Origin of the sequence: Inquilinus sp. KBS0705, assembly GCA_005938025.2 — a bacterium.
Classification (GTDB): domain Bacteria; phylum Bacteroidota; class Bacteroidia; order Sphingobacteriales; family Sphingobacteriaceae; genus Mucilaginibacter.
This window is the reverse complement of the sequence record VCCI02000001.1, coordinates 1,033,302-1,051,497: the sequence shown is the minus strand read 5'-3', so window position 1 is coordinate 1,051,497 and position 18,196 is coordinate 1,033,302. Positions and strand designations below refer to the sequence as shown.

General features: G+C 40.4%; 13 protein-coding genes. 8 read left to right on the top strand and 5 right to left on the bottom strand.

Translation table 11 applies throughout. From position 1 onward, the window contains the following. Nucleotides 1-9: 9 nt before the first annotated feature. Both FFF34_004705 and FFF34_004700 read left to right on the top strand, forming a co-directional pair. Nucleotides 10-2,676, top strand: a complete 2,667-nt coding sequence (locus FFF34_004705; protein ID TSD66713.1) for a c-type cytochrome — start codon at nt 10-12, stop codon at nt 2,674-2,676. Nucleotides 2,677-2,831: 155 nt separating this feature from the next. Further along, nucleotides 2,832-5,273, top strand: coding sequence for a hypothetical protein (locus FFF34_004700; protein ID TSD66712.1), 2,442 nt, complete (start codon nt 2,832-2,834; stop codon nt 5,271-5,273). A gap of 6 nt (nt 5,274-5,279) precedes the next feature. Here FFF34_004700 and FFF34_004695 read toward each other — a convergent pair whose 3' ends face one another. Continuing rightward, nucleotides 5,280-7,244 carry a M1 family metallopeptidase gene (locus tag FFF34_004695; protein ID TSD66711.1) on the bottom strand — a complete coding sequence of 655 codons (1,965 nt, stop codon included), beginning with the start codon at nt 7,242-7,244 and terminating at the stop codon, nt 5,280-5,282. 321 nt (nt 7,245-7,565) lie between these two features. Here FFF34_004695 and FFF34_004690 point away from each other — a divergent pair, with 321 nt between their 5' ends. Continuing rightward, nucleotides 7,566-8,129 carry a hypothetical protein gene (locus tag FFF34_004690; protein TSD66710.1) on the top strand — a complete coding sequence of 188 codons (564 nt, stop codon included), beginning with the start codon at nt 7,566-7,568 and terminating at the stop codon, nt 8,127-8,129. Between the two features lie 115 nt (nt 8,130-8,244). Continuing rightward, complete coding sequence (locus FFF34_004685) at nt 8,245-8,943, top strand: DUF92 domain-containing protein (protein ID TSD66709.1); 699 nt, start codon at nt 8,245-8,247, stop codon at nt 8,941-8,943. A gap of 13 nt (nt 8,944-8,956) precedes the next feature. Here the strand turns inward: FFF34_004685 and FFF34_004680 are convergent, their stop codons facing one another. The 4 genes from FFF34_004680 to FFF34_004665 are packed head-to-tail and all read right to left on the bottom strand — an operon-like array spanning nt 8,957 to nt 12,182. After that, complete coding sequence (locus FFF34_004680) at nt 8,957-10,213, bottom strand: aspartate kinase (GenBank protein TSD66708.1); 1,257 nt, start codon at nt 10,211-10,213, stop codon at nt 8,957-8,959. After that, the gene (locus FFF34_004675) at nt 10,200-11,021 is read right to left on the bottom strand and encodes a DUF3298 and DUF4163 domain-containing protein (GenBank protein TSD66707.1); all 822 of its coding nucleotides are present in this window, start codon (nt 11,019-11,021) and stop codon (nt 10,200-10,202) included. Before FFF34_004675 ends, FFF34_004680 begins: the two co-directional genes overlap by 14 nt. 1 nt (nt 11,022) lies before the next feature. After that, nucleotides 11,023-11,493: a GNAT family N-acetyltransferase gene (locus FFF34_004670; protein TSD66706.1), complete on the bottom strand. Its 471-nt coding sequence runs from the start codon at nt 11,491-11,493 to the stop codon at nt 11,023-11,025. Continuing rightward, nucleotides 11,493-12,182, bottom strand: coding sequence for a YggS family pyridoxal phosphate-dependent enzyme (locus tag FFF34_004665; GenBank protein TSD66705.1), 690 nt, complete (start codon nt 12,180-12,182; stop codon nt 11,493-11,495). The genes FFF34_004670 and FFF34_004665 overlap by 1 nt, the downstream gene beginning before the upstream one ends. Nucleotides 12,183-12,221: 39 nt before the next feature. On the opposite strand from FFF34_004665, the gene FFF34_004660 reads away from it, so the two are divergent. The 4 genes from FFF34_004660 to thrS all read left to right on the top strand — a co-directional run bounded on the left by FFF34_004660 (nt 12,222) and on the right by thrS (nt 18,196). Beyond that, on the top strand, nt 12,222-12,599 hold the full coding sequence (locus tag FFF34_004660) for a DUF4296 domain-containing protein (GenBank protein TSD66704.1): 378 nt from the start codon (nt 12,222-12,224) through the stop codon (nt 12,597-12,599). Further along, nucleotides 12,586-14,949, top strand: a complete 2,364-nt coding sequence (locus FFF34_004655) for an endonuclease MutS2 (protein ID TSD66703.1) — start codon at nt 12,586-12,588, stop codon at nt 14,947-14,949. The genes FFF34_004660 and FFF34_004655 overlap by 14 nt, the downstream gene beginning before the upstream one ends. Nucleotides 14,950-14,966: 17 nt before the next feature. Next, entirely contained in the window at nt 14,967-16,070 is a 1,104-nt protein-coding gene (locus tag FFF34_004650; protein ID TSD66702.1) for an electron transporter RnfD, read from the top strand. Nucleotides 16,071-16,270: 200 nt separating this feature from the next. Beyond that, the gene (thrS, locus tag FFF34_004645; protein TSD66701.1) at nt 16,271-18,196 is read left to right on the top strand and encodes a threonine--tRNA ligase; all 1,926 of its coding nucleotides are present in this window, start codon (nt 16,271-16,273) and stop codon (nt 18,194-18,196) included.

Below are 18,196 nucleotides of genomic sequence, written 5' to 3'. Positions count from 1 at the left end.
ATAAGCGTTATGTTAAAATTTTCCTTTACCCTATTTTTTGTTATTTGCCTTTTGGGCCTTGTAAAATACAACACGCATCAAAACCAATATAACGATCAATTAAATACCGATTCTTCACTTGCACATACGCGTAAATTACCATTAGCACCCAGGGGTAACTGGCCCGATGGTTTAACAGTGAGCACATTTTCGGGGCCTGATCTTACGCCCAGCCCTGCCTGCCTTGCTGTTGCTGCCACCGGCGAAGTTTATGTTGGGGTAGATATGATGGGATCGTTGGGTAAAGAGCCCGGAAAAGGCATGATACTTAAGTTGATTGATAAAGATAATGATGGCAAAATGGATAGCCATACCGAATTTGCCCGTGTAGATAACCCACGGGGGATTATAGTAAAAGGCGATCAGGTATTTGTATTGCATACTATCTTTTCGCCCGATACTAAAAAAGCGACTGGCATGAATTTGGTTGTTTTTGAAGATAAAAACCACGATGGCGTAGCCGACGGCCCCGAGAAACCACTGATAGAACATATAAGCAACCCCAATATGCTGGCCGAACGCGGTACCGACCATGCTACAAACGGTATACGAATGGGTATAGATGGCTGGATATATATTGCCGTTGGCGATTTTGGCTTTCATGATGCCATTGACCGCGGCGGTAAAAAGTTAACCATGCTGGGCGGCGGTATTGTAAGGGTAAGGCCCGATGGTACCGAAATGGAAATATTTTCGCACGGTACACGTAATATATATGATGTAGCCATTGACCCATACATGAACATTTTTACCCGCGATAACACAAACGATGGCGGCGGCTGGAACATTCGTTTCTCGCATCACCTGCAATCGGGCGAATATGGTTACCCCTTATTATTCCAGAATTTCACCGACGAGATATTACCTGCGCTGGTAGATGTAGGAGGAGGGTCGGGTACCGGTGCTTTGTTTATGGACGAACCAACCTGGCCCGAAAAATATAACCATGTGCCCATGATGGCTGATTGGGGCCGAAGCGAGTTATACATTCATCGCGTTACACCTGATGGGGCCAGCTTTACCCAAAAACAAGAAGACTTTATTGAATTGCCGCAAATAACCGATCTGGACGTAGATGGTTCAGGCAGATTATATCTTTCGGCATGGGATGGTGCCGGTTATGAAGGGAGCCCGTCTAAGGGATATGTAATACGCGCTGTGCCAACCAACTGGACCTATACAGCCTTCCCTAACGTACAAGCGGCATCTGTAAAAGATCTGGCGGGTATGTTAACATCGGCCAGCGCCGTGGCGCGTTTAAGTGCATCGCAGGAATTGCTTAACCGCCCGGCAGATGAAGCCTCAAAAGCTGCCTGGGCTATTGTAACAGATGCTAAACAACCATTGTATGCACGTGTGGCAGGTTTGTTTACTTATACCCAGATAGCCGGAGAAGGCGGCACAGCCGCATTGGTGCCGTTAACACAAGATAAAGACTTACAGGAATTTGCATTAAAAGCTTTAACCGATAGAAAGGGCCGCTTACAATCGGTACCGACAGAGCCATTTTTAACTGCGTTGAGCAGTCCATCTGCTCGTGTACAAGCAGCCGCCATTATTGGCTTAGGCAGGTTGGGCCGTATAGAGACCGCTAAAGCATTATTACAAACAAAGGTGCCTGCATCATTTGCTGCACCCGCTAAAGGCACCGAGGGGCCGCACGCCACGCCGAATTCGGCTATTATACCTGCTCATTTAGCGGTAAGGGCATTGGTTAGCCTAAATGCGGTTAATGCCTGTGTAAGTGCCATCGGTACCGAAAATTCTACCCTGGCGCTTTGGGCCTTACGCTACATGCACGATACCCGGGCAGTTGACGGCTTAATAGCGGCTTACCCTAAAGCAAAAAGCCCAAAAACAAAAACCCAGATACTAACTACCCTTGCAAGGCTTTATAAAGAGGAAGCACCGTACGACGGATCGTGGTGGTGGAGCACAAGGCCCGACTCGCATGGCCCGTATTACAAAGCCATCACTTGGGAAGCATCACCAAAAATTAAGGCATTTTTAACCGCGCAAAGGGCAAAAGCCACACCAGCCGGCAAGCAGTTTTATGCCGACCTTAATGCCCGCAACCGCATGGAGATAACCGCATTTGGCGCCGAAGAAAAAGTTGCCGCTGTTAAGGAAGCAAAAATAGATCTGGAGAAGATCCGCAGCAAAAAAGGTCAGATAGGCAAATCATCTATCGAGGATATTATGCTAGCCCTTGCCAAAATTAAAGGCGACCCAACAAAAGGTCGCGGCTTGTTTACTCAGCAAGGCTGCGTAGCCTGCCATAGTATTAAACGCGGCGAAAAGCTGAAAGGGCCGTTTATGGGGCAGATAGGATCTATCATGACACGCCAGCAAATTGCCGAATCGATATTAAAGCCAAGTGCATCTATATCGCAGGGATTTGCGACAGTAACAATAACGGCCAAAGGGGGCAAAAGCTATACCGGCTTTGTGGCAGAGGAATCGGCACAAAAAATAGTAATGCGTAATATAGTTGGCGATGTGTTTACCATCAAGGCATCAGATATCGTATCACGTAAAGAATTAAAAACATCAATGATGCCTACCGGCCTGGCCAACGCCTTGTCGTACGATGAGTTTGCATCGCTGGTTACTTTCTTGTCGCAGCAAAAAAATTAAAGATCAATATTAGCAAAAGGCCTTTCAGATAACTGAAAGGCCTTTTTTTGTGGCTTTTTTTTCGCCGTAGTTTCAAGCAGAAAGATTATTATAAATATTTAGGAAAAAGTTGTTTAACTTGTTAATAATCAATTATCCCACCTAAATTACTATTAATGAAAAAAGGCGTTATACTGGCTATCGCTATATTAATTGGAGGCATAACGATAGCAAAGGGGCAAACTCATAAACCTTTGACTATAAAAGAGCAAGCTGCCAAACTAAATACCTTTTTTAAACAACATCCTACAGAAAAAGCTTATTTGCATTTAGACAAGCCCTATTATGCCGCGGGTGATACCATATACTTTAAAGCCTATATTACCAACGGTGAAGAAAATATCCTGTCGCCCTTAAGTGGGGTGTTATATGCCGATATTGTAAACCCGCAAAATAAAATAAGTCAATCTATTAAACTCCAAATTAACAATGGGCTTGCATGGGGAGATTTTGCTTTACCGGATTCGCTTGCGAGTGGCAATTATAGGTTAAGGGCATATACCAAAATAATGCAGGGTTATGGCAACGATCAATTTTTTGATCGTGTTGTACCAATTATGGCCATTATTAAAACCATAAAAAAGCCTATTTCACCAACTAATCATACAACGGAAATGCCCGATCTTCAATTTTTTCCTGAAGGGGGAGATCTGGTAGCAGGGGTACAATCAAATGTAGCTTTTAAGGCTATCGCCTCTAATGGCAAAGGAATAGATGTAAGCGGAATTATTTTAAATGCAAAGGATAGCACTATTACAAAATTTTCCTCTACCCACATGGGTATGGGTAGCGTAAATATTACCCCTGCAAAAGGTGAGCATTATCATGCCAACATAGTATATGCTAACGGTGTAAAGGCAAATGTTAATTTGCCAACTGCAAAAAGTGTTGGAATTGTTGTCTCGGTGGTCAATCAGCCCAATATGCTATCTATAAAATTAACAGCCAATGGTGAATTTTATCAGCAAAATAAACAACGTTTGTTCAACTTGCTTTTTTATTCGGGCGGGAAGCTAACAACTTATATCGATAGTCTAACAAACAGCGAATTAAGATACGATATACGAAAGGATAAATTAGGGGATGGTATAGCACAAATTACACTTACATCTGCAGATGGTGAGCCTTTATGTGAACGTTTGGTTTTTATAAATAACAATAACAGATTAACCATTGATGCGTTAACAGAAAAAGGTGTTTATAATACCCGCGAGAAAATAACAGTTAAGCTGCATGTGCAAGATAAAAACTGGGAACCCGTTTCCGGGAATTTTTCGGTATCAGTGATAGATAAAAGCAAGGTGCTTATTGATGATAACAAACAGGAAACTATCTTAAGCTATCTTTTGCTTACATCGTGCCTGAAAGGGTATATCGAAGACCCCGGATATTATTTTTACAATGACGATGAGAAGAGAAAAAACGATATTGATTTAGTGATGCTTACTCATGGATACCGCCGCTTTAAATGGAAAAACATAATAGATGATGATATACCATTAAATGTAACGGAGCCGGAGAAGGGTTTAAGTATAAGCGGTATTGCAAAATCGTTTTTGGGTAAGGCTATAAATAATGGCACGGTAACCCTGATTCCGATAAACGGAGGTTCGATGATTACCGCTAAAACAGATAAGGGTGGTATTTTTAAATTTGACAACCTGGCATTTTATGATACTACACGGTTTGTGTTAAATGCAATAAACAATAAAGGCAACAACAACACCCAATTAACCTACCAATCTATACCACCTGCACCGGTAACGGACGTTTTACACGATGATAATGGATTGGCCGATACTGCCATTTTACAGGATTATTTGCAAAACAGTAAAAGCAGGCACGAGGATTTTTTAAGATATTACGGCAAGGGGATACAGCTAAAGGAAGTGAAAATTCAAGGGGTTAAAAAACGAGAGTACCGTACTCAAAGTTTAGCGGGGGCCGGGAATGCTGATGATGTAATTGAAATGAAAGACATACGTACCACAGGATCAATGTCTGACGTGCTTACCGGTCGTGTTGGAGGCTTAACTTTTGTAAAGCATCTTGGTTCAGCTATTCCTTATTTAACTATGAATAAAATGCTCGATAGACCAATGTTAGTAGTTATAGATGGCATGGCGCGAAGTAACCGGTCTGACATAGATAACATTAATCCGATTGATGTAGAACGCGTTGAGGTTTTAAAATATGCCAGTACCGCCATTTATGGAGTAGAAGGAGCAGGCGGCGTGTTAATAATAACAACAAAGCAGGGAGTGGGTTTAGACCCTGCCAACGTAATATCGCGCGGCGTGCTGCCACTTAAGATCGTAGGCTTTTATAAAGCGCGCCAATTTTACGCCCCCCGATACGATCAGGAAAACAACAGTTACAAGCATGCCGACCTCCGCAGTACTATTTTTTGGTTACCCCAAATAGCCACTGATGTTAATGGAGATGCATCATTTGATTACTTTAATGCTGATAATAAAGGAACATATCAAATAATAATAGAAGGTATTACAAACGAAGGCATGGCTGGAGCCGCTAAATTTACGTATGAAGTAAAATAAAAATTGTTATCGTTTGCTTATGTAGACATTATTCTTCCTATTCACATCGGGGTATATATGGACCGGGTCGATTGTCACTTTTGCGATATCCGAATTTTTATCAGCTGTAAAAGTGTATTGGGTTTGATACTGCCATATCTCTACCGGAAAAGTATGCTGCTCTTTTGATCCGTCAGTATAAACAATTTCAACATCAAGCGGCATAGCGGCACGCTCCAAATTTGCGATAGTAATTATAGCGTTTCCTTTAGCTGGCTGTTCAACCTTTTCAACCTTTTGATCGACCCTGTAGTTCTCTAAGAACATCGATTTCCAGAACCAACTTAAATCTTCGCCGGATGAGTTATCCATACTTCTGAAAAAGTCCCAGGGAGTGGGGTGCTTGTACGCCCAATCGTTAATGTACTTTTTGAATGCTGCATCAAACCGTTCTGTGTCTAAAATATGATTACGCAGCAAGGCTAATAGATAAGCCGTTTTTTGATATTGAATAGGGTACACCTGGTTACCGGGTATTGCGTCCGGCCGGCTAACAATAGGTAGTAACCTTTCAGAAAACAGCGATATTAAAGGGCTGTCTATCTCGGCATAGCCAATAAACTCTCCTTTGTTAAACTCCTTGGTCATTATATTATCTACAAACAAGTTAAAGCCCTCGTCCATCCAGGCGTATTTGCGCTCGTTGCTGCCAACAACCATCGGGAAAATGGTATGCCCCAGTTCGTGGTTCACCACCGCCCAATACATGTTTCCAGTATCTTTTGCAGCACAAAAAACCATCCCGGGGTACTCCATACCATCAAGGTTTGATGCCACGTTAACAACTTTGTTATAAGGGTATTCGTACCAGTGATCAGAAAAATTTTGCAACGTAAATTTGATGTATTCGGACGAGCTTTTCCAGCTACGGGCTTTGTCAGACTCAATAGGGTATAACGAACTGCCAATTACACTTTTACCTGTATTTAACTTAAAACTCAGCGCTTCCCATATAAAGGATTTTGAGGCGGTCCACGCAAAGTCCCTGGTATTATCCATTTTATATTTCCAGGTGCAGGTAGGGGTAGATGGCCGGGAAGAAAGCTCAGTAACTTCCTTTGCGGTGCGTATAAACACAGGCGTGGTGCTTTCCTTGGCTGTTTCCCATCGTTTTAATTGTATAGGAGTTAAAACCTCGTCGGCATTGATAAGGTCGCCTGAGCCTTCTACAATATAGGAAGATGGAACTGTTATATTAACCCTGTAATCACCGTAATCAAGGTAAAATTCGCCATTGCCTAAATAGGGTAGTGTGTTCCACCCTTCAACATCATCCAATACAGCCATTCGGGGATACCATTGGGCTACAGCGTATATATTGCCATTTTTAGTAGCCAACATATCCGTACGGTTCACTAAAAAATCAGCATTCTTATAATTATTCGGGAACTTATAACTGTATCTAATGCTGAAACTGATCTTGCTACCGCTTTTTAAAGGTTGAGCCAATAGCAATTGCATACGTGTATCATATATATGATAATTTATATCGGCTTTGTTATCTGTTTGTTTAATGTGCTCAATTTGATACCCGCCGTCGGTAGTTTGTTCTGAGCTATTTTTATAAAGAAAAAGACCCGATTGTATACCCTTTGAATCTTTCTTAAACACATTTTGCTCTAACTGAAGCCATAAAACAGGCAATGCTTTAGGGCTATTATTAGTATATGTAATTGTAACTGTGCCATTGATGACATCCCGTTTGTCATCGAGCGCTACATCTATTAGGTAGTCTGCTTGGTTTTGCCAATACGATGGCCCGGGCTCTCCGGTGGCTGTCCGATACTCATTACCCGGAGGTAGTACAGGCAAGGCGCCAAATAAGTCAGCCGGTTTGTATTTCGATTGGCTGTATGAAGAATAAACCGTAAAAACTAATGCAGTGAGCAAAGCAAGTTTGGTTAGTTTTTTAAATGGTAAAAGGATGTACATATATAGTGGCTTAAGTATCCTAAAGATAGATTAAACACATCATTTTAAAGCACAACACACGTGTTATATACAATTAATTAAAAAACAGAGTACTTATACGATGTTTACCACTACAAAGGGTAGGTAGGCAGAGCAGCATTTTGGACCCCGACTTTAGTTTGAAAGTAAAATAGGCAAAACTATATTTTACATTAAACTACCTTATAATTAAAAGTATATTCGCACGTTTAAACTTTTCACATAAAACAAAACTGTTAAAAAATGTGAAATAGCTTTTTTTAACGATAAAACATATTAGTTTCGGCCCAAATTATAATTATAATGAACAAAAAATTACTATTTATCCTTGTTATACCTGCTGTATTTTTATTATCAAATTGCAAAAAAGATAAAGCTACTACTACCGATACCACCACTTATATACTACAAGCATACATAGGCGGTAATTTATGGGCACCCGATACTTTATCTGCATCAATAAATTATACTGCTGCTTCAAATAAAAGAGTGTTTTCTTTTTCGGGCCAAAAAACTCAAAAGAAAATAACCGCATCGGTAACTGATCCTACGCCTTCAAACAGCGACGATTTTACTTTAGGTACCTATAAAGTTGATAGTGCGGCTACCGTTGCTATAAAATATTATGTGCAAACCAAAGATGGCTCTGGTAATTATGTTTTTACCCAATATGGTGCTGTAGAGCCCGGTTCTGGTACAGTTACAATAACAGCTGTTGACACAGATAAAAAGACCATTACAGGTACTTACAGCTTTACATCTCGTAAAATTAATTATGATGGCAGTGGCAATATCATTTCGATTGACGTTGCCAATGTTGCCTCGGGTGCATTTAACGCATTGCCGTATACATTTGCCGCTAAATAATTATCGTTACATTATCGGCTGAATGCCTTTCAATATAAACGCCCGCGCATAATGCCGGGCGTTTTTTGTTTGTAGTATTAGCTTATTTCATAATATTTTTTAGGTTTGAAATATCATGTCAGCTAATCATCTTGTGTTCGTATTTGTATTGATCGTTATCATGTTTGCAAGCTATAAAGCCGGCAAGCTAACTCTTGCGGGTACATTAACCGGTGGCGTGGTAGCTTTGTTTATATTTTTAGGGGCAGGATTTACCGGAATAAGTATGTTAGGTGTTTTTTTTGTACTTAGCACACTTGCCACAAGCTGGAAGAAAAACAGAAAGCAAGCAACAAGCGATAGTGAAAAACGTAATACCGGCCAGGTATTAGCTAATGGTGCAATAGCTGCGTTATTTGGCTTGTTGATGAAACTTGTACCTGATGTTGCACCTTTGTTCGGCCTGCTAATGGCGGCGGCTTTTGCATCGGCAATAGCTGACACACTATCGTCTGAATTGGGTATGGTTTATGGCCGGAGGTTTTATAACATCATCAGTCTTAGACCAGATAAGAAGGGCTATAACGGGGTTATAAGCATAGAAGGTACTTTGATTGGCGTTGTTGGCTCTGCCATAATCGCTATTATTTATGGGCTTGGCTTTGGCTTTGACATAGGTTGCTGGTATATCGTTATAGCAGGCACCATAGGTAATCTAACAGATTCAGCTTTGGGTGCTACATTAGAACGAAAAGATCATTTAAACAATGATGCCGTAAACTTTGCAAATACAGGGGCCGCCGCTTTAAGCTGCTGGTTATTAACCTTATTATAATAAAGTATGGTAATTATTTAATTACTATCTGCGCGGTATTCCGGTTGGTTTGTTTCATCAATACGGTTTTGCCGATGGTTAATTCATCAATAGCTGCATTGGTATAATGCCTTAACGTGATAAGTGTGAGGCCATCATTATATTTTACCTTAAAATCACTTTTTAAAGCTGTCAGTAACTTTCCAAATCGTTCAGCGTTAAAATCTATACAGGTAGTAAAACTTAAGGCTGATGTTTGCATTACATTTACCTTTACGTGGTTTTTTGCAAATTGCTTGAATATTTCGCTTAAATGAATTTCGGAGATAAACGAGTAATCGTTAGCCGATATAGATAACAGCACCTGATTATGTTTAATAATGATCACCGGCTTTTTAAACTCATTTAAAGCACCTTCTTTAATAACAGTCCCCGGCGCACCCGGATCGGTAAAAGGTTTTACCAACAGCGGTATATTTGCGTTTTGAAGCGGCTTTATAGTTTTTGGATGAATTACACTGGCACCATAATAGGTCATTTCTATTGCTTCCTGGTAAGTTAGTTCATCAAATTTAACAGTATCGTTAAATAGTTTAGGGTCTGCGTTAAGTATACCGGGCACATCTTTCCATGTGGTAACAGATTCAGCAGCTAAACAAGCCGCCAATATTGATGCTGTATAATCTGATCCTTCGCGACCTAAGGTAGTGGTAAAATTCTCTGATGTACCACCTAAAAACCCTTGTGTAACTACAATCCCTTTTGTTAACAATGCCGGAATATCTTTTTGAATACTGCTGCGCGTTTTATCCCAGTCTACAGCTCCCTCACGATAGGTATTATCAGTATGTATATATCCACGCACATCTAACCATTTACTGGTGATACCTTCATGATTGAACCATGCATTTACGATACGGGTGGATACTAATTCGCCAACTGATACAATCTGGTCATAAATAAAATCGTAATCATCGTGAGGCTCATCCTCTATCATCCAGTCAATCTCTACAAAAGTATTGGCAACTTCATCAAATACCGTGTGGTTGTCACCAAAAAGCTGGTGTAATATATCGTAGTGATATTGTTTTAGCTCTTCAAATATAGGATGAAGGTCATCTGTACCATTTACATAAGCATCGGCCAGTTTTTCAAGTGCATTTGTGGTTTTGCCCATTGCCGATACTACAACCAGTATTTGATTCTCAGCATACTGTTTAACAACATTACCCAGATTTATAACACCATCCGCATCTTTAATGGATGCGCCTCCGAATTTAAATACCAGCATCTCTTTTTATGTATTGTGCCGCAACCGATCCCGGAAGCATCAGGCTTTTTATTTGTTGATAGGGGATAAATAACTTTGTTTGCCCTGCCGCGTAAGGTTTAATTTCGTACTGATTGTACATAAAAGTAATACCCAGCGGGGTAATTGAATAATTATCATTCAATGTAAATTTGTTATCCTTAAAAAAGTAATCGCGTGCAAGGGATGAGGTATCCTTCAATTTTTCATCTTTTCTGAATATCCGTTCGGCAGTTTTAACAAACTCGTTATAAGTTCCGGGTTTTAAAATATCATCAAGCACAACATTCTTTTTACTGTTTACTCCCCAGTTAATATAACCTGTAAAACTTGCACCGTGTGCGCCTCCCTGAAAAGTATATCCCCCATACTCTACAGCAACCAAGCCAGAATCTTGCTCAATTACTTTAGCGTAGCTATCTAAGGTATAATACATTACCGATTCGGGGTTTTGCTTTTTAAAATCGATATAGGATTTTAAAAAGTGTTTTGCCATGGAATTATATCCCGTATCGGGTTTATTATCAACCGTAAATAAGTTCAGTAACCTGTTTTTTATAGTATCATTTAAAGCCCGTTCGGTTTTAAAAAGAGGGTACTTGATTTTAACAATGCTACAAGTACTATCTGGTTTGTTACCACAATCAGTTGCACGTTCATGTACTACCTGGTAAGTATAAACCAGCGTATCGGTAAATATATCATGCGGGGCCTTTTTAGTAGGGGAGCCCCATTCGCATGCACTTAAGCCGGTTAGCAGCACTGCCAAAAACAACAATCTTATTTTCATACTAATAATTTAATATCTGCTCTTTAGATAAAGATGCGTTTAACCATCCCGCTTCTATTGCAGCATTATATTTTCGGTAAAAGTTAATAGCCGGTTCGTTCCAATCCAGTACTTGCCAAACCATGCCGCTAAAGCCCAATTCGGCGGTTTCCTGTATCAGGCGATCAAATAAAAGTTTGCCAACTCGTTTGCCGCGCCATTCTTCAGTCACAATTAAATCTTCAAGGTATAACCTGCAACCTTTCCATGTTGAATAGCGGATGTAATACAAAGCAAAACCAATTATAACCCCATCATTTTCTGCTACAAATGCTTTCCAAACTGGCTTATTGCCAAAGCCCGCATCTTCAAACTCAGCTATTGTTACGGTTACTTCCTCCGGAGCTTTCTCGTATACAGCAAGTTCGTTTACCAGTTCCAGTAACCGCGTACAGTCTTCCTTTACCGCTATCCTTAAGTTTATATTGTTCATTAGTTATTTTTATAATGCTTGGTTATCCTGGTGCCAAATATATTACTACCCAACCTTACCATATTACTGCCTTGCTCTATCGCTATCTTATAATCAGACGACATACCCATAGATATAGTATCAAATGAGTCTTCTTTTCTGAAAAAGCTTGTTTTAATGCCATCAAAAAAAGTTTTTAGTTCGTAGTACTCGGCTTTTATCTGCCTTTCGGTCGAAGTATTGGTAGCTATACCCATTAGCCCGCGTATGCGCACATTTTTTAGCCCGGCAAACTCGTCGCTTCTTAATAGTTCAATAGCTTCGTCAAAGCCCAAGCCATATTTGGTTTCTTCGTCTGCTATATATATCTGCAAAAGGCAATCGATCACCCTGTTGCTTTTTGCTGCATGTTTGTTTATTTCCTGCAGTAATTTAAGGCTATCTACAGATTGTATCATGCTTACAAATGGCGCGATATACTTTACCTTGTTGGTTTGTAAATGGCCAATTTGGTGCCATTCAATATCTTTTGGCAACTGTTCGTATTTTTCAACCATTTCTTGTACATGGTTTTCGCCAAATAATCGCTGCCCCGCATCGTAAGCCTGCATAATATCTTCTGCCGGTTTAGTTTTAGAAACTGCCAGTAGAGTGACGTTTATTTCACTTGTTTCCTTTTTTAAATTATTGATATTATCTGCAATGCTCATTTATCCGTAAATTTGCTTTTAAAACCGCTAAATTACAGAATGCATAAATATATAATCTTGTTTTTTTCAGTATTGCTTGTTTTAATAGCATGCGATACAGATAAAACCCCTGCTGGAATAATAGCCAAGCCCCAAATGATACGCCTGTTAACTGATATCCATATAGTTGACGGCGAACTTTCTAATATACCGCAAGATAAGGATAGCCTGTACAAATACGGAGCATCTAAATACGGCGTTGTATTCAAAAAATACCATACTAACAGTAGTTTATTTAAAAAAAGCTTTCAATATTACACTACCCAGCCCGAAGTAATAGAGGATATCTACAACCAGGTATCAGACAATATTAAATCTAAAACCGATTCGCTAAATAAGATCGGCACTAAAAAAAGCCCAAAAAATGCTATACCCTAATAACAGTGCAGATAAACTGGGTTTTATCGAGATAAAGGAATTAATTAAGGCGCACTGCCTGAGTGTTATGGGCCAGCAAATGGTTGATAAGATACAGGTAATGGCCAACTATGATCAGATTGCTAAATTTTTGAACCAGGCAAACGAGTTTAAAAACATACTGCAAAATGATGATGCCTTGCCAATTAACCATTTTTATGATATCAAATCCTTAGCTAATAAGGCCCGTATAGAAGGCGCATTTTTATCAGAAGAAGATTTTTTTCAGGTACAGGCATCGTTAACCACCGTATTTGCTGTAATAGCTTATTTTAACGACCGTACGGGAATATATCCGAATTTGGAGGCGCTTTTTGAGCACTTGCCCATAGAAAAAGCCATTTTAAAAAAGATAGATCAGGTTATTGATACAAAAGGTAAAATCAGGCAAAACGCTACCCGTCAATTATCAGATATTACATCGGGAATTGCTAAAGCCGAACAAGAAGCCAGGAAAAAGATAGACCAGATATTCAAAGCTGCATCTGCAAATAACTGGACGGCCGATGGATCATTGACCATACGCGATGGCCGCTTATGTATACCCTTACTTGCTGAAAACAAACGTAAAGTTAAGGGCTTTATTCACGATGAATCAGCATCCGGCCAAACCGTTTATTTAGAACCGGAGGAAGTTTTTTCGCTTAACAACCATATCCGCGATTTGGAGTTTGAACGCCGGCGCGAGATCATCAAAATACTAACGCTTTTAACAGACGATTTGAGGCCTTATGTGCCATTATTATTATCGTACCACAGCTTGCTCACCAAACTTGATTTTGTGCGTGCCAAGGCGCTGTTTGCTATTGATATTGAAGCCGAAATGCCAAAAGTAGTGAACGAGGCAAGGCTTAAGCTATTTAATGCACGCCATCCGCTATTATTCCTCAATTTTAAAAAGGAAAGCAAGACAGTGGTGCCGCTAAATGTACAGATAGATGATAGTACGCGCATTATTGTAGTATCAGGCCCTAATGCGGGTGGTAAATCGGTTTGTATGAAAACGGTTGGTCTGTTACAAATAATGGTTCAGGCCGGGCTATTGATACCTGCCAGCGCCGATAGCGTAACAGGAGTATTTAAACAGCTTTTTGTTGATATTGGCGATGACCAGTCGATTGAAAGCGACCTGAGTACTTACAGCGCACACCTAAGCAAAATGAAGAACTTTGTAGAGAATGCGAACGGCAAAACGTTAATATTGATAGATGAATTTGGTACGGGTACTGATCCTCAATTTGGCGGACCTATTGCCGAAGCCGTGCTTGAAGCCCTAAACCAAAAAAAGGTAAGGGGAATGGTAACTACCCACTACTCAAACCTAAAAATATTTGCAAGCAATATCGAAGGGATAGAAAATGCTTCGATGTTGTTTGACAACCAGCAAATGAGGCCGCTTTACATGCTGGAAGTTGGCAAGCCTGGCAGTTCGTATGCTTTTGAAATAGCCCAAAAAATAGGCCTGCCGCAAAACGTACTTAACCTGGCCCGTAATAAAATAAGTAGCGGACAAAAAAAGGTTGATAGCCTTCTTGTTGACCTTGAACGCGAGAAAAAGGAGATATTTGATACCAAACAAAAGCTGGATAAACAGCAACGCAGGGTTGACGTATTACTTAGCGAGAACGAAAAGCTAAAAAGCTATTTGGATGAAAATAAGAAAGTATTGATAAAAGAAGCTAAGCAGGAAGCTAAAAACATTATCCTAAATGCTAATAAGCTGGTTGAAAACACCATTGCTGAAATAAAAAGCAACAATGCCGATAAAGAAGTAACTAAAGTATTGCGCGATAACTTACAGGCGGAACTTCAAAAAAATACCGTAAAAACCGAGCCTGTTAAACCAGTTGTAAATGCTGATGAAGAGATTAAACCAGGCGACTGGGTAAAACTTACCGACGGCGAAACGACCGGGCAAGTGATTGAATTGATCAAAGACAATGTAGTTATTGCTATGGGCGAGTTACGCACCGTTGTAAAACGTAAGCGTGTACAAAAAGTGGCAAAGGCTGCTGTGCCCAAAGAATTGAGACGAGCAGGTATTAGCCATACCGGCGATATTGCTAACTTTAGCCCCGAAATTGATGTACGTGGCATGCGTACCGAAGATGCATTACACTCTATTGAAAAACTGTTTGATAGGGCGTTAATGATGGGTTTTGGCAACCTTAAAATACTGCACGGCAAGGGCGACGGTATACTGCGTAAAATGATACGACAGTACCTGAAAAAGTATGACCAGGTAGACCGTATGGAAGACGAGCATGCAGATAGAGGCGGCGATGGAATCACCTATGTTTATCTTAAATAAAATTATTAGAAGTTATTATGGGCAAATTACGTTTAGCATTTTTATCAGTAAGTTTAATTGTTGCAATTTCCGGCTGTTCAAAATCAGCTGTAAATGCAGCTACCAAAGTTAATCCCGACATCCTTTTTAACGATCCGCATATCCATTACATGGGGCGCATCGGCATCAGGAAAGATGCAGCCGAATTAACATGGACTGCATCATCAATTGTCATAAACTTTAACGGAACGGGTGCAAAAGCTGTTTTGCAGGACAAAAACGGGAAAGATTTTTTAACAATTGTAGTTGATGATAAAGTGGTTACAACGCTACAACCCGGTACTGATAAACAAGAATATACTTTGGTTGCGGACTTACCATCAGGCGTTCATAAACTTGAAATATTTAAACGTACAGAGTACGACATGGGTATTTTATGGTTTTATGGGCTTTCACTTAACAAAGGTGGTAAGCTATTGTCACCGCCTAACTATGCGCATACAATAGAATATTTTGGCGATTCCATTACCTGTGGGTACGCAATTGAAGACACAACAGGCCAGGATAGGGGTACCTATGAATATGAAAACGGTTATAAAAGCTATGCAAATATTACCGCCCGTTATTTTAATGCAGATTATAACGTTATAGCTAAAAGTGGCATTGGTGTTATGCTTAGTTGGTTCAACTATGTTATGCCTGATATTTACGACAAAGTATATGCACGTGGGGACGCCAAATGGGACTTTACCAAATTTACTCCCGAAGTAGTGGTTATAAATTTATTTCAAAACGACTCGTGGTTGGTTAAAGCACCCGACCAGGAGCAGTTTAAGGCGCATTTTGGCTCAACACCACCAACAGACGAGTTTATTGTAAATAGCTATAAAGCTTTTATATCCAGCATCCGTAGCAAATATCCAAAGGCGAAAATCATATGTGCTCTGGGCAGTATGGATGCTACAAAAGTAGGCTCGCCATGGCCTGGATATGTACAAAAAGCAGTAGCTGGGTTAAATGATAAAGCTATCTACACACACTTTTTCCCTTTCAAAAATACTCCCGGCCACCCGAGTGAAAAAGAGCAAAAAGCAATGGCTAATAACTTGATAGCCTACATTAAGCAAACATTTAGCTGGTAGTGGCTATCCTTAAGTATTGCCGGTAGATAATAATTCTTAATAAGTTTAATATATCTGTTATGACGCATATATATCATTTTTTACAGCCATATGTTTCCGTCTGTTACATAAAATCCTATTTTTGCGTTAAGTATAGATCACGTTAGTATGTGATCGTTATAAATCATACATTTTTATAAAAATTTAAATCATAGTTGTAGATGATTAGTATTACACTTCCTGATGGTTCCGTTCGTCAGTACGACAAAGGGATCACTTCCATGCAGATAGCTATGTCTATCTCCGAAGGTTTAGCACGTAACGTATTAGCGGCCGAAGTAAACGGCGAGGTTTGGGATGCCGCAAGGCCTATTGAAGAAGATTCTTCGGTTAAATTATTAACCTGGAACGATGCAAAGGGTAAATCGACGTATTGGCACTCATCAGCCCACTTATTGGCCGAGGCTTTAGAGGCTTTATATCCTGGTACCAAATTTGGTATAGGTCCGGCTATCGAAACCGGCTTTTATTACGATGTTGACTTTGGCGACCGCGATTTCTCGTCGGACGATTTCAAAAAGATCGAAGACAAGGTGATCGAACTGGCTAAAACCAAAAGCGAATACATACGCAAACCGGTTAGCAAAGCCGATGCAATTGAATATTTTACCGAAAAAGGCGACGAATACAAACTGGATCTGATAAAAGACCTGCCTGATGGTGCCATTACTTTTTACACACAAGGCAACTTTACCGACTTATGCCGCGGCCCGCACATACCCAATACAGGCTTTATAAAGGCCGTTAAGTTAATGAGCGTTGCTGGTGCCTACTGGCGCGGAGACGAGAGCCGTAAGCAGCTTACACGCATCTACGGGGTTACTTTCCCTAAGGCAAGCGAGTTGACAGATTACCTGCACCTAATAGAGGAAGCAAAAAAACGCGATCACCGTAAATTAGGTAAAGAGCTGGAGCTTTTTGCCTTCTCTGAAAAAGTGGGTATGGGTTTACCATTATGGTTACCAAAAGGCACCGCGCTGCGCGAACGCCTAACCAACTTTTTACAAAAAGCCCAGGTAAAATCGGGTTATGAGCAGGTGATAACACCACACATTGGTCATAAAAACCTATATGTAACATCCGGTCACTACGAAAAATATGGTGCGGATTCGTTTCAGCCTATAAAGACACCGCAAGAAGGAGAAGAGTTCTTTCTAAAACCAATGAACTGCCCGCACCACTGCGAGATATACAAAACTAAACCACGTTCGTACAAGGATCTGCCCGTCCGTTTAGCTGAATTTGGCACTGTTTACCGTTACGAGCAAAGTGGCGAGCTGCACGGTTTGACTCGTGTACGTGGCTTTACACAGGATGATGCCCACTTATTTTGCCGCCCCGACCAGGTGAAGGATGAGTTTAAGAAGGTTATTGACCTGGTATTATATGTATTTGGCGCTTTAGGCTTTGAAGATTATACCGCGCAAGTTTCGTTACGCGACCCTAACAACAAAACCAAGTATATAGGTACTGACGAAAATTGGGCATTAGCCGAATCGGCCATTATTGAGGCGGCCGAAGAAAAAGGCCTGCGTACAGTAGTAGAATATGGCGAAGCGGCCTTCTACGGGCCTAAGCTTGATTTTATGGTTAAAGACGCCTTAGGCCGAAAATGGCAATTAGGCACCATACAGGTAGATTATAACCTACCAGAACGCTTCGAATTGGAGTATACCGGCAGCGATAATTTAAAGCATCGCCCTGTAATGATACACCGTGCGCCATTTGGGTCGTTAGAGCGCTTTGTAGCTGTATTAATAGAGCATTGTGCAGGGAATTTCCCGCTTTGGCTATCTCCTGAGCAATTTATAATACTACCCATATCGGAAAAGTATGAAGATTATGCAAAAAAACTTTCAGATGAGTTAAAAGATTCCGATATTTGCGGGCTGATTGACTTCAGGGATGAAAAGATTGGGCGTAAAATACGCGATGCTGAAGTTAAAAAGATCCCTTATATGCTGATTGTGGGTGAAAAAGAGGCCGCCGAAGGGATGGTTTCTGTTCGTAAACATGGCCAGGGCGATTTGGGAAGTATGAGCATTGAAGATTTTAAACAACAAATAATTAAAGAAATAACAGTATAA